12 protein-coding genes are annotated in these 24,115 nt (G+C 67.0%); 4 read left to right on the top strand and 8 right to left on the bottom strand.

Going from position 1 to position 24,115, the window contains the following annotated elements:
- Positions 1-2: 2 nt before the first annotated feature.
- Genes Q7V20_RS08815 through Q7V20_RS08805 form a run of 3 tightly spaced genes read left to right on the top strand, consistent with a single transcriptional unit; the run spans position 3 to position 3,411 of the window.
- On the top strand, positions 3-776 hold the full coding sequence (locus tag Q7V20_RS08815) for an SDR family NAD(P)-dependent oxidoreductase (protein ID WP_304789391.1): 774 nt from the start codon (positions 3-5) through the stop codon (positions 774-776).
- On the top strand, positions 773-2,341 hold the full coding sequence (locus Q7V20_RS08810) for a long-chain-fatty-acid--CoA ligase (protein ID WP_304789388.1): 1,569 nt from the start codon (positions 773-775) through the stop codon (positions 2,339-2,341). Before Q7V20_RS08815 ends, Q7V20_RS08810 begins: the two co-directional genes overlap by 4 nt.
- A complete protein-coding gene (locus tag Q7V20_RS08805; RefSeq protein ID WP_304789385.1) occupies positions 2,338-3,411 on the top strand; it encodes a 3-oxoacyl-[acyl-carrier-protein] synthase III C-terminal domain-containing protein in 1,074 nt (357 codons plus the stop codon). Before Q7V20_RS08810 ends, Q7V20_RS08805 begins: the two co-directional genes overlap by 4 nt.
- 2 nt (positions 3,412-3,413) lie before the next feature.
- On the opposite strand, the gene Q7V20_RS08800 is transcribed toward Q7V20_RS08805, so the two are convergent.
- Genes Q7V20_RS08800 through Q7V20_RS08770 form a run of 7 tightly spaced genes read right to left on the bottom strand, consistent with a single transcriptional unit; the run spans position 3,414 to position 21,080 of the window.
- Entirely contained in the window at positions 3,414-5,198 is a 1,785-nt protein-coding gene (locus Q7V20_RS08800) for an EAL domain-containing protein (RefSeq protein WP_304789382.1), read from the bottom strand.
- Positions 5,195-7,705 carry an ATP-binding protein gene (locus tag Q7V20_RS08795; protein WP_304789379.1) on the bottom strand — a complete coding sequence of 837 codons (2,511 nt, stop codon included), beginning with the start codon at positions 7,703-7,705 and terminating at the stop codon, positions 5,195-5,197. Before Q7V20_RS08795 ends, Q7V20_RS08800 begins: the two co-directional genes overlap by 4 nt.
- Positions 7,702-14,430 carry an Ig-like domain-containing protein gene (locus Q7V20_RS08790; protein WP_304789376.1) on the bottom strand — a complete coding sequence of 2,243 codons (6,729 nt, stop codon included), beginning with the start codon at positions 14,428-14,430 and terminating at the stop codon, positions 7,702-7,704. Before Q7V20_RS08790 ends, Q7V20_RS08795 begins: the two co-directional genes overlap by 4 nt.
- A gap of 27 nt (positions 14,431-14,457) precedes the next feature.
- Positions 14,458-15,495, bottom strand: coding sequence for an efflux RND transporter periplasmic adaptor subunit (locus tag Q7V20_RS08785; RefSeq protein ID WP_304789375.1), 1,038 nt, complete (start codon positions 15,493-15,495; stop codon positions 14,458-14,460).
- Between the two features lie 17 nt (positions 15,496-15,512).
- Positions 15,513-17,492 (bottom strand): DEAD/DEAH box helicase, encoded by a 1,980-nt coding sequence (locus Q7V20_RS08780; protein WP_304789372.1) that lies wholly within the window; start codon positions 17,490-17,492, stop codon positions 15,513-15,515.
- A gap of 1 nt (position 17,493) precedes the next feature.
- The gene (locus Q7V20_RS08775; protein ID WP_304789369.1) at positions 17,494-19,674 is read right to left on the bottom strand and encodes a biotin/lipoyl-binding protein; all 2,181 of its coding nucleotides are present in this window, start codon (positions 19,672-19,674) and stop codon (positions 17,494-17,496) included.
- Between the two features lie 8 nt (positions 19,675-19,682).
- Positions 19,683-21,080, bottom strand: coding sequence for an efflux RND transporter periplasmic adaptor subunit (locus tag Q7V20_RS08770; protein ID WP_304789366.1), 1,398 nt, complete (start codon positions 21,078-21,080; stop codon positions 19,683-19,685).
- Between the two features lie 230 nt (positions 21,081-21,310).
- On the opposite strand from Q7V20_RS08770, the gene Q7V20_RS08765 reads away from it, so the two are divergent.
- Positions 21,311-22,084, top strand: a complete 774-nt coding sequence (locus Q7V20_RS08765) for a hypothetical protein (protein WP_304789363.1) — start codon at positions 21,311-21,313, stop codon at positions 22,082-22,084.
- Here Q7V20_RS08765 and Q7V20_RS08760 read toward each other — a convergent pair.
- Positions 22,036-23,886 carry an ATP-binding protein gene (locus Q7V20_RS08760; RefSeq protein WP_304789360.1) on the bottom strand — a complete coding sequence of 617 codons (1,851 nt, stop codon included), beginning with the start codon at positions 23,884-23,886 and terminating at the stop codon, positions 22,036-22,038. The genes Q7V20_RS08765 and Q7V20_RS08760 overlap by 49 nt on opposite strands.
- Positions 23,887-24,115 lie beyond the last annotated feature (229 nt).

Genomic DNA, 24,115 nt, shown 5'->3' with positions numbered 1-24,115 from the left:
GCGTGCCTGAACACATGGACCAGCCTGGGCTTGCCCACCCACCAGGCCGCACCGCGCTGGTGACTGGGGCCGGGCGTGGCATCGGCAAGGCCACGGCCCTGGCCCTGGCGGTCCAAGGCCTGCACGTGGTGCTGACTGGTCGGCATGAACAGCGATTGCACGAGGCCGTGGGCGAGATCCGCGCCTTGGGTGGATCGGCGCAGGCCTTGGTGGGCGACTTGGCCGACGAGGGCTTCTGGCAAGCACTGGCTGCGCTGGATCGATCGGTGGATGTGATGGTGCACAACGCCAGCCAGCCCGCGCCCTTCGGCGTGATCGAGAACGTGCCCATCGCGGACCTGCACGGCGTGATGGACAGCGTGCTGTTCGCGGGGCTGCGCCTGGCCCGGCTATGTGTGCCCCACATGAAGCAAGCAGGCTTTGGCCGCCTCGTCTTTGTGGGCTCAACCGCCAGCGAACTTGGGGCACATGGCCAGGTGGCTTATGCCGCTGCCAAGTCCGGCCTGCAAGGCCTGGTGCGCAGCCTGGCCCTGGAGGTGTCGCGCTTTGGGGTGACGTGCAACCTGGTGGAGCCCGGCTTCATCGACACCGAGCGCACGCGTGGCGCCGTGTCCGACACCGTGCGCGCCGCGCTGGGCGCCCGCGCAGCGGTGGGGCGCGCGGGCACGCCTGAAGAAGTGGCCGCCGTGATCGCCTTTTTGTCTTCGCCGCTGGCCAGCTATGTCACCGGCGTGTGCCTGCCCGTCAGTGGCGGGATCGAACTGGGTTTGAAATGACCATTGACACTTACCTGTGGCGCAGTGCGCGCCTGTTCCCCACCTTCCCGGCGGTGGTGGATGCCCGCCGCAGCCTGAGCTATGCCGAGTTTGCCGACGAGGTGCGGCGCCTGGCCGCCGTGCTGCAGAGCACCGGCTTGCGAGCGGGCGACCGCGTGGCGGTGCTGGCCAAAAACCGCTGGGAATACGCGGCGCTTTACTACGCCGCAGCGCGGGTTGATGCCGTGGTGGTGCCGCTCAACTGGCGCCTGAGCGTGCCCGAGCTGCGCTGGATACTGACGGATGCCGCGCCCACCATGGTGGTGGCCGAGGCCGGGTATGCGCGCAATCTGGATCCGGTGCGCCAAGAGATCCCTGGCGTGCGCCATTGGGTGGCACTGGACCAGGCGCCTGCGGGCTGGGATCAACTGGATCAGCTCATGTCGGCCAGCACGCCCCTGGACGATGCGCCGAAAGCTCGCGCGCCCGAGGCCGTGCACGCCCCCTTGGTGCAGATCTACACCAGCGGCACCACGGGCCGGCCCAAAGGCGCGGTGTTGACGCACGCCAACCTGGCCGCCGCCATCGCCGCCTTGCTGAGCGACTTCGACTTGCGCCCTGGCGAGGATCGCTTTCTGCAGGTCACGCCCCTGTTCCATGTGGGCGGCGCCCTGATGGTGATGACCTGCGCGGCCACCTGCACCACCTTGCGCCTGCTGACCGAGTTCGAGCCCATGCCCGCCGCGCGCTGCCTGGCGCAAGAGCCCGTGACCCACACCCTGATGGTGCCCGCCATGCTGCGTTGGCTCTTTGCCGAACCAGGCGTGGACCAGCTGAAGTTTGCCCACCTGCGCTTTGTGGCCTACGGCGCGGCGCCCATGCCCGTGGCCCTGCTGGAGCAGGCCATGGCCCGGCTGCAATGTCGCTTCTTCCAGGGTTATGGCCTGAGCGAAACCGCGGGCCTGCTGACCATCCTGCGGCCCGAAGACCATGTGCTCGATGGCTCGCCCCGCGCCCTGGCGCGTTTGGCCTCGGCAGGCCGCGAGATGCTGGGCACGCACATCCGCGTGGTCGACCCTGAAGGCCAGGACGTGCCCGTGGGCGCGGTGGGCGAGGTGGTGGCGCGTGGGCCTTGCGTCTCTCCGGGCTACTGGAACCTGCCCGAGGCCAGTATTGAAGCCAACCGCGACGGCTGGTTCTGGACAGGCGATCTGGGCACGCTGGACGACGAGCGCTACCTGACCATCGTCGACCGGGTCAAGGACATGATCGTGCTGGGCGGCGAGAACATCTACCCGCGCGAGATCGAGCTGGCGCTGGCTTCGCACCCGGCGGTGACCGACTGTGCCGTCATCGGCATCCCGCACGAGTTGTGGGGCGAAGAGGTGCTGGCTTACGTCACGCTGGCCGAGGGGGCGGCCTTCGAGCCCCGCGTGCTGATCGCCCATTGCCGCCAGAGCCTGGCGCGCTACAAGTGCCCCACCAAGGTGGAGTTGCTCACCGCCATTCCCCGCAATGCCGCAGGCAAGATCGAAAAAGCCAAGCTGCGCGAGCCCTACTGGGCTGGCCAGAAGAAGCGCGTATGAACCTCTTGATGCAAGCTTGCCCAGGCCTGCGCCTGGTGTCGACCTCGGTGGCGCGCCCCGTGGACCTGGCCCCCCAAGGACAACGCGGGATCGAGCTGGACAACGACGCGCTGCACGAGCGCGTGTTGGGCCCCGATTGGCGAGCGCAGCTGCAGGCCAAGGCCGAACGCGCGGCCCAGCGTGGGGCGGCCCCGGCGCCAGAACCCACGGTGCGCACACGCCAGTGGGTGTTGGGTGCCGACGCCATCGACCTGGCCGTGCTGGCGGGGCAGCGGGCCTTGGCGGCTGCAGGCCTGCGGGCATCGGAGTTGTCGGCCGTGATTTGCGCCACCTCGACGCCGCCGGTGATCAGCGCCTCGATGACGGCCCGCATCGGCAAGGCCTTGGGCTGCGACGATGGGCTGTCCAACCCCGTGTGTTTTGATGTGCGCGCGGGCGGCGTGGGCGCCTTGCTGGCCTGGTTCACGGCGCAGGGCCTGATCAGCCAGGGCGCGGGGCCGGTGCTGATCATCGGGGTTGAGGCGGCCTCGCCTTTCTTGTTGCCAGGCGACATCGGTTCGGCCCTGTTGTATGGCGATGGGGCGGGCGCCTGCATCCTGGCCAGCGATGGCAGCCAGACCGAGAGTTTTCTGGGCGGCATGAGCGGTCAAAGTGCCTTGCAGGGCGTGTCCACCACCATCCCCGGGCAGCTGCCGCCGACCGAGGCGGTCATGGACTACCGCTTCCACAAACCCGATCATGCGCACCTGGCCGACTTGTCGCGCCTGTGGGGGCGTTTTCCCCGCGAACTGGCCGAGCGTTTTGCGCCCGCCTGTGCCCGCGTGAAGCACTTCTTGCCTTATGCGGTGTCGCCGCGCCAGATGGGCATTGCGCATGAAGCCCTGGGCCAGCCTGAAGCTCAAATCTTCCATGAACTGGACACGCAGGGTTGCCTGGGAGCGGCCAGTTCGCTGGCGGCGCTGCATGGTTTCATGAGTTCAGGGCGCGGCCAGCCTGGCGAGGTGATTGCGCTGGCCAGCGCGGCGGGCAATGGCTTGTGGGCTGGGTTCTTCTGGCGCTTGCCGGATTGAGCTCAGGCGCCCAGCGGAACCGGCGGCCTGATCAGGTCCAGGGCCGAGGAGCCCAGGATCAAGGCCTCAAACGCTTGCGGCGGCACGGCCTTGCTGAACAGGAAGCCTTGCAGCACGTCGCAGCCCATGCGCTGCAGGATGCGCAGCTGGTCTTCTTCTTCCACACCTTCCGCGACCACCTGCATGCCCAGGCTGTGCCCCAGTGACACCACCGTTTGCACGATGGCCTGGTCTTTCGTCTGGCCGGGCAGGTCGATGATGAAGGAGCGGTCGATCTTCAATTCATCGGCCGGGAAACGCTTGAGGTAGCTCAGGGATGAGTAGCCGGTGCCGAAGTCGTCGATGGACAGGCGCACGCCCAGCCCTTGCAAATCGTTCATCTGCTTGAGCGCCCAGGCCACGTCGCTGACCAGCATGCTTTCGGTCACTTCGACCATCAGCCATTCGGGCGGCAGTTGGGTGCGGGCCAGCACTTTCTGCAGGTACTGCAGAAAGTGGCCGTTGTCGAACTGCGGCTTGGCCACGTTGATCGACACCTTCAAATCGCGCAGGCCTTGTTGCTTCCAAAGCGCCATCTGGCGGCAGGCCTCTTGCGTGACCCAATCGCCCAGCTCGACGATCAAACCGGTCTCTTCGGCCAGGGGCACGAAGCGGCCGGGCATCAGGAGGCCATGGTCGGGGTGCTGCCAGCGGATCAAGGCCTCGGCACCCAGGATGCGGCCGGTGCGCATGCAGACCTTGGGCTGGTAGTGCAGGCGCAGCTCGTCGCGGTGGATGCCCAGGCGCAACTGGTTGGTCAGGGTCAGGCGCTCGATGGAGCGGGCTGTCAGCTCGGCCGAGAAGAATTCGTAGCCTGCCTTGCCATGGCCCTTGACCTTGGAGCAGGCCAGGTCGGCGCTTTTGAGCAGGCTGTTGGCGCTCTGCCCGTCGCTGGGCGCCAAGGCGATGCCGATGTGCGGGACCAGGAAGATGTCGTGGCCGTCGATCTGAAAGGGCGCGGTCAGCTCCTGGATCACTTGCTTGGCCAGGGTGGCGGCGTCTTCGGCCTGGGCCATCTCGGGCAGGATCAGGGCGAAGTCCTGGCTGTCCACGCGGGCCAGTCCCAGGGATTCGGGATGCAGGGCAGCGGAGTCGCGGTCGTGCGGGGGCACGACGACGTTGATCAGGCGCGCGGCCACTTTCTGCAGCAAGGCGTCGGCGGCACGCGGGCCCAGGGTTTCGCGGGTCTGGCGGAACTGCTCGCAGCCCAGGTGCAGCAGGCCCAGCATGGTTTGCTGGGGCAGGGCGTGTTGCAAGGCTTCGTCCAGGCGGCGCGTGAAACGCTCGCGGTTGGACAGACCAGTGACCATGTCCACGTAGGCCAGGCGGTCCTGGTAGCGCTTGAACGCCAGGGTGTTGCGCACCCGCAGGACCAACTCGCTGGAGTCGACAGGTTTAGAGAGAAACTCGGTGGCGCCCAACTCGAGTGCTCGCAACTTGGTGGCCGGATCGCTGGCGGCGGTCAGCACGATGACGGGGGTGTACTGCAGGGCCTCGTCGGCACGCACGGCCTGCAGCACGTCGAAGCCGGACACGCCGGGCATCATCAGGTCCAGCAGCAGCACGTCGGGCTGGTGTTGGCGGATCAGTTGAACGGCCTCGCGCGGGTCGTTGCAGGCCACGAATCGGGTGTAGCCCGCGTCTTCCAGGTGGGTCTGGATGACGTCGGTCATCATCGACTCGTCGTCCACCATCATCACGAGGGCACCGTCCCAGGGCGTGGTCATCGCCACGAGGTCTCGGCTCATGCCGTGATCCCTTCCGGGGCGTCCAGGACCATGCGCTGGCCCAGCTCCTCGATGTGTTGCAACCAGTGGCCAGCCTGCACCGCGTCGTCCACCAGGCAGGCGGCTTCCAGGTGGCGGGCGGGTTCGAAAAACGCGTCGAAGCCCACGCTGCCACCAGCGCCTTTGAGCCAGTGGGCGTGCAGAGCGAGTTCTTTCAAGTCGTTCTGATCCAAGGATTGCTTCATCAATGCCAACTTGCCCGGGAATTCGTCCATGAACCGGGTCACCACTTTTCGCAATTTGGGATGTTGTGACAAGCGGGAGACCATCGGGCTGGTATCTAAGGGCCCGTTGACCGGGCTGCTACTGCCTGTGTTGTCGGCAGTTGCGCTCTGGAGCTTGAGCACTTCCTCGGGGGCGAGGCATTCACCGCCCAGCCGCTGGGCCAGGTCGGTCAGCAGGGTGCCGATGTTCAAAGGCTTGGTGTGGAAGCCCGAGAAACCGGCCTGGTTGATCTCTTGTTCGAAGCCCTTCATGGCGTTGGCGGTCAGGGCCAGGATGGGGGTCTTGACGCCGCGCTCGCGCAGCAGGCGGGTGGCCACCACGCCGTCCATCACGGGCATCTGCATGTCCATCAGCACCAGGTCGAAGGCGCTTTGGGCGACCATGTCCAGGGCTTCCTGGCCGTTGGTCGCCTCTTGCACGACCAGGCCGGTTTCTTCCAGCACCAGGCGCACCAGTTCGCGGTTCTCGGCGCCGTCGTCCACCACCAGCACGCGGCGGGGCGGGAAGCGCCAGTGGATGGTGGCCTGCACGGCCAGCTCGGAGGCCTGGCGGATCATCTCGTCCGGGCTGAGCATGGGGATGCCCTTGATCATGCCGGGGTCGAAGGTGACGTGGAAGACGCTGCCCTGGCCCAACTTGCTGGTGACAGTGATGTCGCCGCCCATGGCCTTGGCGAAGCGCCGGCTGATGGTCAGGCCCAGGCCGGTGCCGCCGAAGTGGCGTGTGGTCGAGGTCTCGGCCTGCACAAAGGGCTCGAAGACGGAGTCCAGCTTGTCGGCCGCGATGCCCACGCCGGTGTCGGCGATGTCGATGCGGTAGGTGGCCGGGTAGGCGTGGGTCTCCAGGTGCAGGCTGACGGTGACCTGGCCTTGCTGTGTGAACTTGAGCGCGTTGCCGATCAGGTTGGTGATGATCTGGCGCAGGCGGGAAGGGTCGCCCTCGATGGTGGCAGGCAGAGGCTGGGGCAGGTCCATGCGCAGCAGCAGTTTTTTCTCCAGTGCCTTGACCTCGAGCACGCGGATGACGTCGCTGACCACGGTGTGGGGCGCGAAGCGCACGCGCTCCAGCTCCAGCCGGCCCGATTCAACCTTGGACAGATCGAGGATGTCGTTGATGAGTTCCAGCAACTGCTGGCCGCTGGCGTGGATGGTTTCCAGGTGGCGGCGCTGTTCGTCGGCGTTGTGGGCCGTGGGCGCGCGGCGGCGCAGCAGTTCGGTGAAGCCCAGGATGGCGTTCATCGGGGTGCGGATCTCGTGGCTCATGTTGGCCAGGAAATCGCTCTTGGCGCGGTTGGCGGTGTCGGCCTCTTCCTTGGCGGCTTGCAGGGCCACTTCTTTTTCTTCGAGCTCGGTGATGTCCTGGAAGCTGATGAGCACGCCTTGCGGCTTCTCGGCGGCCAGGATGGGCGAGCAGTTGACGCGGAAGGTGTAGCGCTGGCCGCGCGCGGTGCTCAGGTACATGAGCACGTCGCGGCGGGTCTGCTTCTCATCGATGGCCTGTTGCCAGGGCAGCAGCGGCGTGACCAGGGGCTGGCCTTCGCGGTCGGTCCAGGGCAGGCTGGCGGCCGAGCGGCCCAGCAGGGCATCGGGTTCGACGCCCATGATGGTGGCCAGCGACTGGTTGGCCAGCACGGTGTGGCCTTGCGCGTCCAGCACCATCAGGCCTTCGGTGAGCGTGTCCAGCGCAGAGCGCACGCGCGAGGGGATGGCCTGCGAGGGGTCGAGGTGGCGCAGCATGCGGCCCAGGTAGAGCGAGAAGGCGATGAAGCTGGACACGAAGAGGAAGGCGCTCAGGCGCAGGGAAGGGTCGTCCAGGTAGCCCAGCCAGCCTTCGTGCCGCAGTGGCGAGTAGCGCAGCTCCAGAAACCCCCAAGCGGCGCCCTCGTGCCACAGTGGCACTTGCACCTGCGCGTCGGTGGACTGTTCGCTGGAGGTGGGTTGCCAGGCATCGTGCGGTCCCAGGGCCAGCAGGGTGCTGCGGTCGGTGCGGCGGATGCCGATGGACAGGAGTGATGGCTCGCGCTCGATGGCCATTTCCAGGGCTTGCTCGAGCGTGCTGGTGTCGTCCTCGTTCAGCAGCACCGAAACGCTGGTGGCCAGGGTCTCGGAGAGCACGGCGCGGTGCTGGCGCACCAGCGCTTCGCGGTCGGGGATCAGGCCCAGGTAGGTGGCGGCCAGGGCAATCGTCACCAGCAGGGATGACAGGCCCATGGCCAGGTAGAAGCGGGTGGCCAGGCGTTTCATGGCGCGGCCTCCTCGATGGTGGGGGTGATGGGCGGTGGTGGCGCAGGCCGTGGTGGCGGGGCGGGGCCATCGTCGTCGAAGATGTGCTCGACGGAGGCGTCGTCGCCCTCACCGGCATCGGCCTGGCGGCCACCGCGGCCCCGGGCCAGCACGGGCAAGGGGTCGATCATCTGCCAGGCGGGCATGGCCGACAGCATGGAGCCGATGAGCGCGCCGCCGCGCACCAGCCAGATCACATAACCCACCGACAGGCCGGTGGACACGGCGATGGACGAGGCCACCAGGTGGCGCCGCTCCAGGCCGTCGTTCTGCAACTGCTCGCGCAGGGCGGTCAGGCTGTTGCGCAGGTTTTCGGTGTCGCTGAGGGTGGTGTTCAAGGCCTTCAGCCAGGAATAGCGGAAGGCATCTTCACCGGCGGCGGCCACGGTGCTGGCGGTGATGATGCGGTTGTTGAGGTCCACGCCGTACTGGTTGGCGGGTGGCACGACCACGATGCCGGCGTTGGTGGGCGCGAGGTTGTTCGGGTCCACGAAGAAGGACAGCCGGGCGATGGGCGCGGCGGACTGGGTCGCAGCACCGGTGGCCGCGCCGATGCCCGTGGTGATGGGCTCTTCGGCTTCGTCGTTCTCACTGTCACTGGTGTCGGGCGGCGCTGGCGGGGCGGGAGGCGCAGTCGGCGGCGCAGAGATCACCGGTGGAGGTGGCGGCGGTGTGAGCGTGAAGCTGGCTTGCACGGTGGACGCGCTGGCACTGAGCAGGCCGTCGGTGGCGGACAGCACGTAGCTGGGCGCCTGGCCGCTGTCGTCGTGCACGAACACTACCTGGTGCGCGGCCACCTCGGCCATGGTGAATTGGGTGAGTGTGCTGCCCGTGCCTGCGTTGGCGAAGTACCCGCCGACGATGTCGCTGGCGCTGATCAGCAGGTCGGCGTTGGCGTTGTCCACATCGGTGACCAGCAGCAGGGGTTCGGCGGTGCCGCCCTGGTTGATCGTCAGGGCGTTGGTGGTGATGACCGGGGCGTCGTTGACCGGGGCGATGGTGATCGTCACGGTGGCCATGTTGGCGTTGAGCGTGCCGTCGTTGGCCCGGTAGGTGAAGCTGTCGGTGCCGTTGAAGTTGGCGGTGGGCGTGTAGGTGTAGCTGCCGTCGCTGTTGAACAGCAGGGTGCCGTGGCTGGGGCCGGTGAGCAGGCTGGCGCTCAGCGCACTGCTGTCGATGTCGGTGTCGTTGGCCAGCACGGTGCCGCCATTGAGCACGGCGTCTTCGTTGATCGAAGCGCTGTCGTCCACCGCCAGGGGGGCGTCGTTGATGGCACTGACAGTGATGGTGACGGTGGCCACATTGGAGTCGGCCGTGCCGTCGTTGGCCTGGTAGGTGAAGCTGTCGGTGCCGTTGAAGTTGGCGGTGGGCGTGTAGGTGTAGCTGCCGTCGCTGTTGAACACCAAGGTGCCGTGGCTGGGTCCGGTGACCAGGGCGGCGGTCAGGGCATCGACGTCGGTGTCGGTGTCGTTGGCCAGCACGGTGCTGCCGTTGAGCGCCGCGTCCTCGTTCACCGAGGCGCTGTCGTCCACAGCCACGGGGGCGTCGTTGACGGCACTGACGGTGATGGTGACGGTGGCCACATTGGAGTCGGCCGTGCCGTCGTTGGCCTGGTAGGTGAAGCTGTCGGTGCCGTTGAAGTTGGTGGTGGGCGTGTAGGTGTAGCTGCCGTCGCTGTTGAACACCAAGGTGCCATGGCTGGGGCCGGTGACCAGGGTGGCGGTCAGGGCCTCGATGTCGATGTCGGTGTCGTTGGTCAGCACGGTGCTGCCATTGAGCACGGCATCCTCGTTGACCGAAGCGCTGTCGTCCACCGCCACAGGCGCGTCGTTGACGGCATCGACGGTGATGGTGACAGTGACCACATTGGAGTCGGCCGTGCCGTCGTTGGCCTGGTAGGTGAACGAGTCGGTGCCGTTGAAGTTGGCGGTGGGCGTGTAGGTGTAGCTGCCATCGCTGTTGAAGACGAGGGTGCCGTGGGCCACGTCCTGCACCAGCGTGGCGCTCAAGGCATCGCTCTCGGCATCGCTGTCGTTGGCCAGCACGGTGCTGCCGTTGAGCACGGCGTCTTCATCGACCGTCGCACTGTCGGCCACGGCCACGGGGGCATCGTTCACCGCGCTGATGTTGACCGTGACCGAGGATTGGGCGGCCAGATTGCCGCCCGTCCCGGTGTTGCCCAGGTCGTTGATGATCAGCGTCAGCGTGTCGGTGGCCGATGGGGTGTCGCCAGGCACGTGGTAGAGGATGGTGCCGTCGTTCAAACCATCCAGCAAGGCGTTGATCTGATCGATGGTGCCGGCCAGGATGACGCTGTTCGTGCCTGAGTTGGTCACGGCCACACCGGTGGAGCCCGGGTCCACGGTGATCTGCCCGTCCACGGCCGCAAGCCTGACCTGGACGTTGCCCGTGGCCGCGTCCACATCGCCCACCCGCAGGCCGGTGTTGTGAAGCGCCAGGTCGGTTTGCTCGGTGGCCGCGTAGGCGCTTTGCCCAATGATGGCCTTGGGCGCATCGTTGACGGCGTCCACGGTGATGGTGGTGCTGTTGCTGACGGTCAAGGGCGGGGCGGTGCCGGTGTTCACGCCATCGACGGTGGTCATGGTCAGCGTGTCCTGGCCGACGTGGTCCGGGTCGGACAGGTAGCGCACGCCCGTGGCATCGGCCAGGGTTGCGTTGATGGCGCTGACGCTTCCGGTCAGGGTCACGGTGCGGCGCTCGGCATCGTATTGGATGCCGCTGGGGTCCAGGCCAGAGGCCACGTCATCGCGCACGCTCAGGCTGCCGTGCTGCACCTGGAGCGTGACGGTGATGGGCGCGCTGCCCGCATCGGGGTCGGTGACGCTCAGGCCAGCCAAGGCGCTGGCCGTGTCTTCGGTGGCCGACAGGCTGCCCGGCAGGTTGTTGACCGGGCGTGTGTAGGGCTGGATGTCGATGGTCAGGGTCTGGTAGCTGGTCAACTGGCCATCGCTGGCGCTCACCTTCACCTCGTAGCGGTTGATGCCGCCCACGTCGCCAGGGGCCTGGGCGTCGGGCGGTGCCGTGAAATGCAACTCGCCTGTTTGCGCATCAATGTGGAACAGGGCCTGGTCGGCCCCACCCGCGATGCCGTAGCTGAGTTGCGAACTGGCCGTCTGGTCGTCGGTGGCCTGCACCGTGGTCACGTTGGTCTGGAATTCGTTGACCACCAGGGTGGCGTCTCCCGGGCCGCCGTTGCTGTTGATGACCGGCGCGAAGTTGGAGGCCTGCACCGAGATGTTCAGGGTCTGTTCGTCCCAGGCACCCTGCGAGTCCTGCACCCGAACCACCACCTGGTAGACGTTGTCGCCATCCGAGTCCTGCGGGTTCTGGTAGCTCACGGCCGGGTTGAACATCAACTCGCCGGTGGCACCATTGAGGCTGAACATGGCGCTGTCCAGGCCGCCCGTGATGGTGTAGCTCAGGGTGTCGGGCTGGTCCGGGTCGCTGGCGTTCACCGCGGCGGCCACGGGGTTGTTGTCGAGCACGACCAGGTTGGCCGTGCTGCCGCCACCGCCGCTCACGATCACCGGGGCCTCGTTGACGTTGAGCACGTTGACGGTGATGGTCTGGTTGTCGCGGTAGGTGCCATCACTGGCCGACACCGTGACCACGTAGCTGCGATTCTTGTCGCTGTCCTGTGGGTTCTCGTAGTCGGGGGCGGTGTTGAAGCGCAGCACGCCGGTGCGGCTGTCGATGGTGAATCGAGACGCGTCGGCCCCACCGGTGATGCTGTACGTCAGGTCGGCGTAGGGGTCTGCGTCTTGCGCCACCACGGTGGTGACGGCCGTGGTGTTCTCGTTGACACTGGTGCTGGCCGTGGCGCCGCCGCCATTGCTGTCGATGACGGGGGCGATGCTCAAGGTCAGGGCCAGGCTGTCGATGCTGCCGGTGATGCCGACCGAGCTGCCTTGCAGAATCGTGGTGCCGACGGCGATGGCGCTGTTGGCGCCCGAGGTGCGGTACACGGTCAGGGCCACGACATCGGTGGGTGCCACGCTGAGGTAGTTGTTGGCCACCTGAGAGTCGGCCGTGGCCAGGCTCACCAGCAAGGTGCCGGCGGGCAAGGATGCGTTGGCCGATGGGGTGCTGCTGGTGACGACTTCCAGGCCCGTGATCGAGCTGTCCAGGTTGATGTCGTCGCCTTCAATGAGGGTGGTCACGGACGCGCCGCCGACCCTGAAGCTGAGGATGTCATTGGCGGCTGTGTTGCCGTTGCCCGCGCTGAACAGGAAGGTGCCGGCCAGCACCTGCGTGGTGCCAATGTTGACGGTCTCCTCCACCAGCGCCAGGCCTCGGATGCTGGCGGTGGGCGACAAGGCGAGCAGACCCAACAGGGCGTTGTTGAGCGTGAAGACCTTGGTGAAGGTGCCGGCCGAATAGTCGCCTGCCACGGTGGGGCTGAACAAGATGACTTCATTGCGGTTGGCCTGCAAACTGTTGGCGCTGGTCAAGGTGGTGGTGCTGGGCACCGAGAACAGCAGGTCACCTCGGTGCACGGTCAGGCTGCCGGACAACACCACGTCGCGGGACACCCAGGCGATGTCGTCCAGGCCACTGGCGCCAAACGCTGACATGTCCAGGACATGAGAGAAGGTGCCGTCCGAGTTGGTGCCGGTGCCGTAGTGCAGGTCGGGGTTCTCCAGCGCCAGCACTTCGGTGCTGGTGGTCGAGTTGACGCCATCCCAGCCGTCCGAGTCGGCCTGGTTGGCGCCCAGCCACAAGGTGTTGGTGGTGTTGCCCGCGATGTGGTTCTTGAAGGTCCACGCGAAAGCCGGGGTGAGCGAGCTGCCAGTGTTGCTGGTGGCCACCACCGGCGTGCTTTGCCAGGCGCTGCCACTCCAGTCTGAAAACGACAGGCGGCCGCCCGTGGTCTGCATGCCCAGCATGATGTTGTTGGTGGTGGGATCACTGTTCAAGCGCAAGGCGCCCACGATGCCCCCGGCATTGGGCCCGGCCTGCGTGGCCGACCACGCGCCCGAGCTGCCCAAGGTCTTGTAGTTGACGGTGTTGGCGCTGGTGCTGCCATACACGGCGAGCAGGTCACCGCTCTTGCTTTCATAGGCCACGGCCACGGCGGGCGCGTTGGTGGTGGTGTTCTGGGCGGAGGTGACCGTGCGGTTGCTCCAGCTCTGCGAGCCGCCCTGGTTCCACACGGCGAAGGAGGTGAAGGTTTGCGTGCCCGAGCTGCTGATCAGGCCCATGGCGATGCGGTTGCTGGTGGGGTCGCTGGCCAGCGTCAGCCATTGCGGGGTGGCCGCTTCCAGGTAGTTGCCGGCAGCGGCCTCCATGCCCCACACGCTGCCATCGAAGACGCGGAAATAGACGTTGGCGTCCGAGGCCTTGGCGTAGGCGACCATGGCATGACCGCTCTGGGCCTCGAAGGCCACTGCGATAGACGTTTGATCGGCGGCCGAGGTGCCCGAGGTGTCCAGCGTGATGGCTTGGCCCCAGCTGCTGCCGTTCCAGATCATGGCGTGGTCGTCGGCATTGGCGTCGCTGATGATCAGGGCCATGCCGTCGCCGCCAGGCTGGGACACCAGCTGCATGTGCTGGGGGGCCGCGCCGGTGTAGCCCGCGATGGTGGTCGCGGTCGTCCAGGTGCTGCCGTTGTAGATGCTGTAGCTCAGATTGCTGCCATCGTTCCAGACCAGCATGGCATCGCCACTGGTTTGCTCGTAGGCCACGCCGAAGCCCTGGCGGTTGGTGGGTGTGCCGGTGCCCATGGTGAGGGGGATCAGGGTGCTGGTGCCGCCCTTGATCACTTCGCCCGTGATGGTGCCGCTGGTGTTGACGCCGACCGCGATGACCTCGTCGCGCTTGGGGGAGGAGGCCGTGCTCACCACTGTCCACTGGCCCGTGTTGGCGGTGTCGCTGCCGTTGGTGTAGGTCACGCCGTCGTAATACGTGTATTGCGCTGTGCCGTCGCCGGAGGTGGCCCACACGGCATCGGCTTTGCCCAGGGGCACGGCGGCCAGCACGCCTTCGAACAGGCCCTGGGCCCGGGCACTGGGGGCCAGCAAGGCCTCGATGCGGCCGCTTTGCACTTCGAGCACCCAGTCGCCACCTTGCAGGGCGGCGCCGGTGAGGTCATCGCTGGCGGCCACGTCGGCGCCAGTGAGGGCGGCCAGGCCTTGCACCAGGGCCTGGCCATTGGTTTGAGCGCCCACGTCGCAGCCGTAGATCAGCAGGTCGGCGTCCTGGGTCAGGGCCTGGCCCCAGGAGGCCACATCGTGCGCGCGCGTGGCCAGCGTGGCTTCATCCAGCACGGTGTTGCCCAACTGGGCCGAGCCGCTGTCGCCGTGCGAGATCAGGTGCACGGCCGACACGTCATGCCGGTCGGCCAGCGTCTGGGTGATGCGGGTGATGCCATCCTCGTCCGCATCGATCAACACGATCTCGATGGCGCGACCCGCCTGGGCCTGCGCGTTCAGGTCGGCCAGCAAGCTGGCCTGGTCGGGCACGCGGGCATCGATGAAGACGAGCTCGGTGCCCGACGTGGCTGGGGCGTTCGGAGTCGCGGTGGTGTCGATCAGGCGCTGGTGGCTGGTGTCGGCCACCGCGCTGCCCATGAAGGCCGCTGGCGCGAAGTCGGCGGCATACAGCAGGCGTGGCTCCATCGCCTCGGCAATGGGCCGTTGAACGTGTGGGGGTGGCAGGGAACGCATGCCGGGCCTGTTCAATGAGCGGCCGCGTCAGCGAGCGTCGGCCAGCGCGATGCTGAATCTCAGGCTGATGGGCTGACTGGCCTTGCTCACTGCGAACGATGCGGTCTTCGGCGACGCCGGGTGTGTGGGCACGCGCGCCAAGGCCACGGACATCCTCAGCCAGGTCGACGCGGGCGTGGTGGCCGTGGGCAGGTGCAGCGGCAGGGTGGGCTGGGCCACGGCCTTGGGCCGGATGGGGGTGTGCGCGGGCAGGGCTGGTGCCACGCTGGGCGTGGGCCGTGCGGGCGCCGCGCCACTGGCCGCCACGGGCCAGTCGGCCTTGCAGCGCAGGCCGGCGGGCAGCCGGTGGTCGGGGTTGGGCAGGCTCAGGCGCACGCGGAAGGTGTTGCTGGCGGCGTCCACCACTTTGTCCACGTAGGCCACTTGGGCGCTGACCGCGCCGATGCCGGGCAGTTCCGGGTGGATCGACAGGCGATCGCCCACGTGGACCTGGCCGTATTGGGCGATGGGCACCATCAGCGACACGCGCAGCGGATCGATGTTGGCCACGCGCAGCACGGGGCGGTCTTCCACGCGCTCGCCGAGGTTGCTGTAGCGCTCCACGACGATGCCGTTGATGGGGCTGCGCAAGGTGCGCAAGCCCAGTTGCGCCTGCGCCATGGCCTGTTCCTGGCCATAGATGCGTTGCTGGCTGCGCGCCAGGGTGTGCTTTTGCACGGCCACTTCCTGCTCGGCCTGGGCCTGGTCCAGCGCTTGTTGCGAGACGAAATCCTTGGCCACCAGTTGCTGCGTGCGCACCACTTTCTGCCGGGCCAATTCCAGGTTCGCCGCGGCGGCCTTGACCTCGGCATCCATCTGCGTGCGCAAGGTGGCGGCGTTGGCATTGGCGCGTTCCACGTCGGCGCGCAGCACCACCACCGTCTGGCCGGCTTGCACGCGTTCGCCCAGGGCGACGTTCAGTTTCTCAATGATGCCGGTGACGGCCGAGCCCACGTCGGCCACCTGGTCGGGCTCGATCAGGCAGCCCGCGGGCTTGGGTGGCGCGGCGTGCGTGGCGGCCCCCACGGAGCCGAGCAGGGCGCCTAGACAGAAGGCCCACGGCTTTGCCGGGCGAGACGGTGTTGTTGAGCCCATTGCCGGTCTTGATCGAGCAGTTGTCGCCGCAATGCCGCCTGCCGCTGCTCTTCCAGCCACTGGGGCAGGCGCAGGTGCCACCAGCACCACGCTGATGGGGTTGAACGGTGCACGACGGCGGATTGAATACATCGTGTTAGCTTAGGTTCAGAAGGGGTGGCGGGGTCATTCGAAATGGCGGCACAAATCCACGCTTCTGTGCTGCCTGCTTGCCCTTGGCGCGCGCAACGGCCCACCAGCTGCCGGTCCATGCGTTTTGACTCGTTGCGTTGGCAGTGGATGACGTGCAAGCCGCCCGCGGCCAAAGCCCGTTCATTCAGGCTGATGTCGGTGCCCCGGCCGGCCATGCGCGTGGCCACCGTCACGTGCCCGGCTTGTCCGGCCTGCGCCACGATGTCGGCCTCGTGCTGGTCCTGCCGGGCATTGAGCACGGTGTGCGCGATGCCAGCTTGCTGCAGGTGCTGTGACAGTTGCTCGGAGTCGTGCACCGAGTCGGTGCCGATGAGCAGGGGGCGGCCATGGGCTTGCATCTCCTGGGCACGCTCGGCGATGGCGCGCCAGCGCTGATCGGGCGTGGCAAAGACGAGGGTGGGCCAGGTCTGCCGCTGGCTGGGCAGGCGCTCGGGCACCCGCACCACGTCCAGGTCGTACAGGCCGCGCAACTCGGCGCGCGCTTCAACCAGGGTGCCGCTCAGGCCGCCCAATCGCCAGTAGCGTTTGAAGAAGCGCTGGAAGGTGATCTGCGCCAGGGTTTCGGTGGGCGCGCTGGGTGTGCACCCTTCCTTCAACTCGATCAGCGTGTGCAGGCCTTGCGACCACACGCGGCCCACGGCGACACGGCCGGTGAGTGTGTCCAGCAGCTCCACCTTGCCCTCGCGGACCAGGTAGTGCTGGTCGCGGTGGAGCGCGTGCAAGGCGGTGACGGCCAGGCCCAGCAGGTCGCGGCGCAAACGCGGGCGACGCCACACCCCGCCCAGGGCTTCGGCCGGGCCGGCGATGTGCTGCTCGCCTGCGGGCGTCAGGGCGGCGCTGTGGCGGCCGGTGTCGACCGTGTAGTCGCCATCGTGGCGCAGGCGCCGGGCCAGGTGCAGGGCCTGCCACCACACGGCGCGCCGGTGTGCCTGCTGCGCGGCCTGGCCTTGCTGCGTGACCGAGATGATCAGCGGCACGCTGGCCTCGTCCAGCAGGATGCTGTCGGCTTCGTCGATCAGGGCCAGGCTCAGGCCGCGGAGCAATGGCGGGGCGCCTTGTGGGGTGGACAGGCCATCGCGCAGGTAGTCGAAAGCGACTTCCTTGGCGGTGGCGTAGACCACGTCTTGCGCATAGACCGGGCGGCGCTGGTCGGAAGACATGGCTGGCGCGATGTGCGCCACCGAGATGCCCAGCGCGCCGAACAGCGGCGCCAGCGTTTGCGCATCGCGTTCGGCCAGGTAGTCGTTGGCGGTGACCAGGTGGACGGGGATGCCCGCGAGTGCGGCCACGGCGGCGGCGGTGGCCATGGCCAGGGTCTTGCCCTCGCCGGTGGCCATCTCCACCAGTTGCTGGTCCAGCATCAAGGTGGCGGCCAGCAACTGGGTGTCGTGCAGGCGCAGGCCCAGTGTCTGCTCGGTGGCGCGCAGCACGTGGGCCAGGGCCAGGGCCACGTTGTCGGGGGTGAAGCCTTCGCGCCTCAGGGCCTGGCGGCAGGCGTTCAGGTCAAGCGGTGTGTGGGCCGACAGTTGCCGAACCTGGCGCAACCAGGGGTGGCACCAAGCCAGGCGCCAGGGGGCGGGCAACCAGGTGGGCAGCCAAGCGTGGGGCAGGGTGCCGCGCAGGCGTGGCTCAGCGTCGTCGGGTCGCTCGGGGTAGGCGCCCCAGCGCGGGCCGGGGCGGGCCAGGGGCTCGCGGTGCGGCGTGATCGCCATGGGCCAGGCGGGCAAGGTGATCACGTCAATGCCCGGGGTGGAAGGTGACGTCCACGCGCTGGCGGGCCCAACGCCAAGCTTGGGCCACCGGGGGCGACCAACCCTGGTCGAAGCGCACCCAGGCGCGTTCGCCCAGGCGCTCGGCCGGGGCGGCGTGGTCCATGCGCACGTCCATCAGCACGATGGGGCGCGTGGTGTTCATGTGGTGTTCATCTTGCGGGTCGGTCTGGATGTCGCCGCCTTGCTGTTCGCTCAGGGCGGCGCTGGGCAACTGGCGGGTCGCGCCCACGGCATCGCGCACCAGCGTGCCCGGCTCGGCGTGCTGTCCCTGGCCGCTCAGGTGCACCGACACCTCGCCCAGGTGCTGGCGCAAAGGCACGGCGTCGGCTTCGCGCACGGCCACGCGCACGGTGGGCGGATGCTGGGTGAGCACATGGCCCAGCAGGTCGCCCCGGTGCAGGTAGCGGCCAGGCAGGTCGTGCGCGTTGGGCAGCACCAGGCGGCCCGCGCTCAGGGCCCGCACTTGCAGGTGCGCGATCTGATCGTCCAGGCGGGCCACCTCGGCCTGCAGGCGTTGCAGCTCGTCTTGCGCCTTGCCGGATTGGGCGGCGTCCTGGCCGATGCCCATGCCGTTGAACTGGTCCTGCTCGGCCTGCGTGATTTGTGCGGCCAGGCGTTCGCGCTGGGCCAGCAGCTTGGCGTTGTCCAGGGTGACCAGCAGATCGCCGGGTTTGACGGTGTCGCCATCGGCCTGGTGAACGGTCTGGATCAGCCCATCGACCTCGGTGCGCACCAGGGCCTGGTCGGGCGCCCAAACCACGCCGCGCACCACCAGGCGATCGGGCCAGGGCAGCAGCAGCGCCAGCAGCGGCACCAGCAGCAGCGCCACGCGCCGCAGGGCCGAGGCACGCTCCTGGCGTGGGCGCCACAGCACCGCTTGCCAGGCGATGCGCCCCCAGGACCACGCGGGTTTGATCACGCCCAGCAGCAAAGCCAGCGCCCCTCCCAGCCAGCCCAGCACGCTGGACACACTGCCCACCCAGACCACCAGGGCGCCCCACAGCAGCATCTGGTAGACCCAGGCCAGCGGTGCATAGGCGATGAGCCAAGGCCGTTCGCCAGGCGCGGGCTGCGGCTGGTGGTCCTGCTGGGCGGCATCGTCTTGCTGCGTGAGCCAGCGTTGGCCCTGGGTCTGCCACCACTGCTTGCTGCGCGAGCCCAGGTTGGGCAGGTGCAGCGCGTCAGTCATGACGTGGTAGCCGTCCAGCCTTTGCAAAGGGTTGGCGTTGAACAGCAGCGTGGACACGCAGGCGATGAACCACACCACGAAGCCGGCGTCGTGCAGCAGGCCGTCGGTGGTGCCCAGCCAGAGCCACAAACCCAGCGCGGCCATGGCCAGCTCGGCCATGATGCCCGCGGCGCTGACCAGCATGCGCTGCCAGGCATGGCGAAAGGCGTTGGCCGCCGAGGCATCCACGTAGGGCACGGGCATCAGCATCAACAGCGTGATGCCGGCCTCGCGCACCTGCCCGCCCCAGCGCCGCACGGCCAGCGCATGCGCGGCTTCGTGGATGGCCTTGATGACGGGGTACAGCACCAGCGACAAAGCCAGGTGCCTGGGGGTGTGCATCCAGGTGGTGGCGTGGGCCTGCAGCGCGCTGCCCTGCATGAACAAGCCGGTCAGCAAACCCAGCATCAGCAGGCACCACACCAGCAGGCCGGGCACCGAGAACACCGCGCGTGCCAAGGGCTCGGCCCGGTCCAGCCAGCGGCTGGGGTTGCCCAGCGGGATGCGCCAGGCCATCAGCGTTGATTTGTGGTGGGACACCGGCTCATCGGTGTCCGGTGCTTGCGCCAATGGGGATGATGATGCCGCGCCAAAGTCCGGCGTGCCGTCGAACTCCACCAGGTGCTGCTTTTGCAGTTGCCGCAGCACGGCCACGATGTCGTCTTGCGTGGGGGCCTCGGCGTGGCTGTCCAGCAAAGGCCACAGGTCTTGCAGGGCATGCTGCCCATCGAATCTGGCGGCGATGCGGTAGGCCGAGGCGTTGAGGCGGCAGGCCTGGCCGGTGTCGTCGTCGCGCAGCACCTGCCAGCGTTGGCCGCGCACCCACTGGCCTTCCACGCTGACACGCGGGCGCAGCCGTGGGCGCAAGGCCGCCACGCGGTGCCAGTCGGGGCTGGACAAGGGGCTGTGCGGCACCATGGGCGTCGTCAGCCCCACCAGGACCACAGGCCCAGCCGAGCGCGCTCCAGCAGGGGGCGCACCAGCGTCCACAACCAGGGGCCCTGGCCCACCACCACCTTGGCCTGGCCCATCAGGCCGGGGCGCACTTCCGGGGGCACCGGGCCGGTGAACTCGGCCTGCACTTCGAACACATTGCGACCCTCGCGGGCCTGGGCCAGCGGGGTGATGCGCACCACGCGAAGGTCCAAGGTGTCCCACGGCAAGGCCGACAAGGCCAGCGCCCCGGTTTGGCCCACGTGCACCTTGCCCACGTCGGTTTCATCGACCTCGATGATCACCCGGTAGTGCCGCGTGCTGGCCACCGTCAGCAAGGCATCGCCTTGCCGCACTGGTGCTCCGATCGACTGGCTCAGGTCGCCCTGGATCACCACGCCATCAAACGGTGCGTTCAATTGCGAGCGCTGCAGCTGCTCATCGACCAAAGCGAGTTGGGCTTGGGCTTCCTGCACCTTGGCCAGGCTCATGGCGGCGTCGGCGCGGTCGGCCCGGGTCATGGCGCCTGCATAGCTGTTCTCGTGCTGGGCCATCTGGCTGGACCACTTGTCGCGCTCCAGCTTCAGATCCTGCTCGGCCAGGTCGGCCAGGTCGGCCAGCACTTGGCCAGCCTTGACGCGGTCGCCAGGGTGCACGTGCGTGGCCTTGATGAAACCATCGCTGGGGGCCACCAGCACGCGCTGCTCGGCGCCTTCGATGCGGCCACGGCCACCGATGCGGTCGGGCAGGGGGACCAGGGCCAGCGCCGCCAGCACCAGCGCGGCCAGCGTCAAGCCGCGCCGCCGCCATGGGTGTTCATGGCTTTTCAAATCATGCCAGCGCCGCCTGGCCGCCTGCCGCAAATGCCAATGCCAGGGGCGCTGTGCCTGGCGCTGCAAGGCCAGCAAAGGCGCGCACTGTGCCACCGTGGCTTCGATGAACTGCTGCACCGCGGGTGTGATGGGGGGGCTGCCTCGTGCCCATTCAAGGCCAATCGCGCCGGTGGGCGTGTGGCCTGCGGGCAAGGGCACGCTCAGCACCGCGCCGTCCAGGCGCTGCGCCAGGGTGCGGTGTGCCAGGGTCACCCACGCGTCGTGGTCGGCCCCGATCGGCGGCCAGCTCAAGCTGACACCCTGGTCAATCGCCTCGTCCAGTGCTGCACCCAACTGCGTGGGCAGCAGGGCGGCCGTGTCGGGGGCTTCGGGGCTGGCCCATTGGGCGTCTGCCACCGCGTGCCCACGGTGCCACCAGGCCAGGCAGGCGCGGCTGGCGCCCACTTGCGTGGCCAGGGTGGACAGCAGCAGCAAGGCCCCTTCTCGGGCGCTGCCGCAGGCGGCCAACTCGGCCAGCAAGGCCGGGTTGGCGGGCGCCAAAGGCGGGCGGGAGGACACCGTCGGCTTCCTTGAGGGTGACAACAAGGCCGAATCATTCAACGTTCGGCGCGTGCGCGATCACCGAAAAAGCCGGGGGCGGTGTGGCCTAACCCCCCGTTTGAATCCCCTCAATCAAGTGGTTTGGTATTTCAAATTGAGACAAGGTGTGACAAAATTTTCCAATCGTTTCAGGGTTTGTGCCAAATCCTTGAAGGCCGACCAGATGTATTAAATCGCACGAGGCACACATGCAGTATTCCATCGCGTCACCGTCACGGATTCCGAAGGATGATGAGTTAGACGAGCAAGGCGGGGCAAACAACAGCCTGCCATTTGTGATGAAGCTCGTTCGAACTGAAGAGCAACTGCAAAAAGTATGTGAATTGAGGTCGGCCGCCTATGGGCATCATTTGCCCCACATGGCCGACAACATGTTGATTCCGGACGCCCTGGACAAATCGCCTGGCACGGTGATTTTCCTGGCGGAAGACAAAATCACCGGCGAGGCCATCGGCACCGCCCGCCTGCAGAGCAACACGCACCAGCCCTTGCTGCTAGAGGGGAGCGTGGATATTCCTGCTGAATTGAAAAAACAGGCCTTGACAGAAATCACCAGGTTTTCGGTCAGACCTGGTTATAACCAGTTCACCACCCGTCAGGCGTTAATCAAAGCATGTTATCTGTATTGCTGCGCCATGCAGTTGCCCTACATTCTGATCGGGGCCCGCCGGCCGCTTGACAGAATTTATGAGTCGCTGGGTTACGTGGATATCTTTGGGGATGGCCGGAAAATCCCCTTGAAACACGCCGGAGGCATCGAACACAAGGTGTTGAAGTTCGACGTCTATGGCGCGGAAAGAAACTGGCATGCCAAGCAGCATCCGCTGTATGGCTTCATGTTTCAAACCCACCACCCCGACATCCAGGTGTTTTCGGCCGTGAGCTCCGGTTGGGCCAGGCCGCGCCGGGCCGATCACGCGGCCGGGATCATGGACATGGAAGGCGCGGCCATCGGCAGGTGAGCCAGCAGCACCGACAGCAACTGGTCTTCCCGGAAGGGCTTGGGCAGGTGGGCGTCCATGCCCGCGCCCAGGCAGCGTTCGCTGTCCTCGGCCAGGGCGCTGGCCGTCAACGCCACCACGGGGGTGCGCGCCAAGCCGCGTGATTGCTCGTCGGCCCGGATCTGGCGCGTGGCCTCGAAACCGTCCATCGCGGGCATCTGGCAATCCATCAGCACCAGATCGGGACGTGGGTGGTTGCCGCACATGCGGTGCACCACCTCCAGGCCATCGGGCACATGCTCCACCGTCAGCCCATGGCGGCGCAGCAACGCTTCCACCACCATGGCGTTGACCTCGTTGTCCTCGGCCAGCAGCACGTGCCCATGCAAAGCCACGGGCGTGCGGCCAGCGTCCATGGGCCCGGGCGAGGTGTTGTCATAGCGCTTTGGCGCAGGGGCCTGCTCGGCGGTGTAGGCGGGCAAGGGCAAGGTGACCTCGAAACTCGATCCCTGTCCTTGCACGCTGGAGCAGGTGATCTCACCTTGCATCGCCCGGCAGATCTCGCGCGAGATGGTCAACCCCAGGCCGGTGCCGCCAAAACGCCGACCCAGCGAGTTGTCGACCTGGTGAAACGGATCGAAGATGCTGGACAGGTCTTGCGGCGCGATGCCGATGCCCGAGTCGGACACGCGCATGACGATGGGCCCGGCTTGTCCATCCTGGCCCGCCAGCCGGTGCGCGCTCAAGCGGATCTGGCCCCGCTCGGTGAACTTCACCGCGTTGCCGATCAGATTCAGCAAAATCTGGCGCACGCGCGCCGCATCACCGACCACATAGCAGGGGCGCGGCAACTGCACCTGCGTCAGCAGCTTCAAGCCCTTGGCCGAAGCCGTCACCGAGGTCAACTCCACCAGGTCGTCCAGCACATCGCTCAGGTCAAAAGGCTGGTTCTCGACCGACAGGTGCCCGGCCTCGATGCGCGAGAAATCCAGGATGTCGTTGATGATGGACAGCAGGTGCTCGCCCGAGCGCTCGACCAGGCCCAGGCGCTTGCGGTTTTCGAGGTCCAGGTCGGCCGACTGGATCATCCGGGTCAGGCCCAGGATGCCGTGCAGTGGGGTGCGCAGTTCATGGCTCATGGTGGCCACGAACTGGCTTTTCATGGCATTTTGGCGCTCGGCCAATTGCAGCGCGGTTTCGCGGTCGTGGGCGATTCGGTCGGTCACGAAACGCAAGCGAATCAATTCGACGATGTGTTTCTGGCCCCGCCAGGCCACCGACAGCAGGCAACTCAGAAACACCAGCAAGCCGGTGCCGGTGTACAAACTCAGCGGATCGTGTCGGTTCAAAAACACAAAGGCCGCTGGCAGCACCATCGGCACGCAATATGCGGCGTTATTAACCCAGTTGGAATGCAGCGTGAAAGTGGCCAGGGTGGCCACGCCAGCCAAACCCACGCCAATCAGGGTGGATGTGAGCAAATCGTTGGCGGGGGTGAGCCAGATGCCGGCCAAACCCCAGACGCAGCCATCGATGAACATCAACCCCAGCGCAGCCCACTGCCAATTCTGTGACGCAGGGGCGCCGCGGTACTTGTGCCACTCTTGCTGAATGATGCGGGGCACCGCGATGCCTATTTTCAGGCCCAGCCACCAATGCACCAGTGAATTGGCCACCTGGTGGTGGAAAAACAGCGTGGTCAGCACGGCAAAAAGCGTCGCCGCCACCGTGGCTGGCGTCGCCATCGCCATCATCATTCGGAACTGTTCCGCCTTGATTTTCAAGCGGAGTTCCGGATCCAATTCCAGGAAAGATTTGGGCATGGACTTGCGGTTCATAGCGTTACAGCTCACCACGAACAATGAATATGTGAAACGCAACCACACGGCAGCGCATTCAGAGATCCATTCTGACAAGTATTCGTGACAATTGTTGCAACGGGTGAAAAATACCCCGTCGTATTCTGAGCCGGGTTTTGCCCCGCGTCAAACACCTTGCGTGCAGGTTTTGTCCGCCACCTTCACCTGGGGGGCGCGTTTGTCATGGCACATC

Source organism: Aquabacterium sp. (genome assembly GCF_030652515.1).
In the GTDB taxonomy this organism is placed as follows: domain Bacteria; phylum Pseudomonadota; class Gammaproteobacteria; order Burkholderiales; family Burkholderiaceae_C; genus Aquabacterium.
Note: the sequence above shows the minus strand (reverse complement) of the source record. Positions and strands in the feature narration are given on the sequence as shown.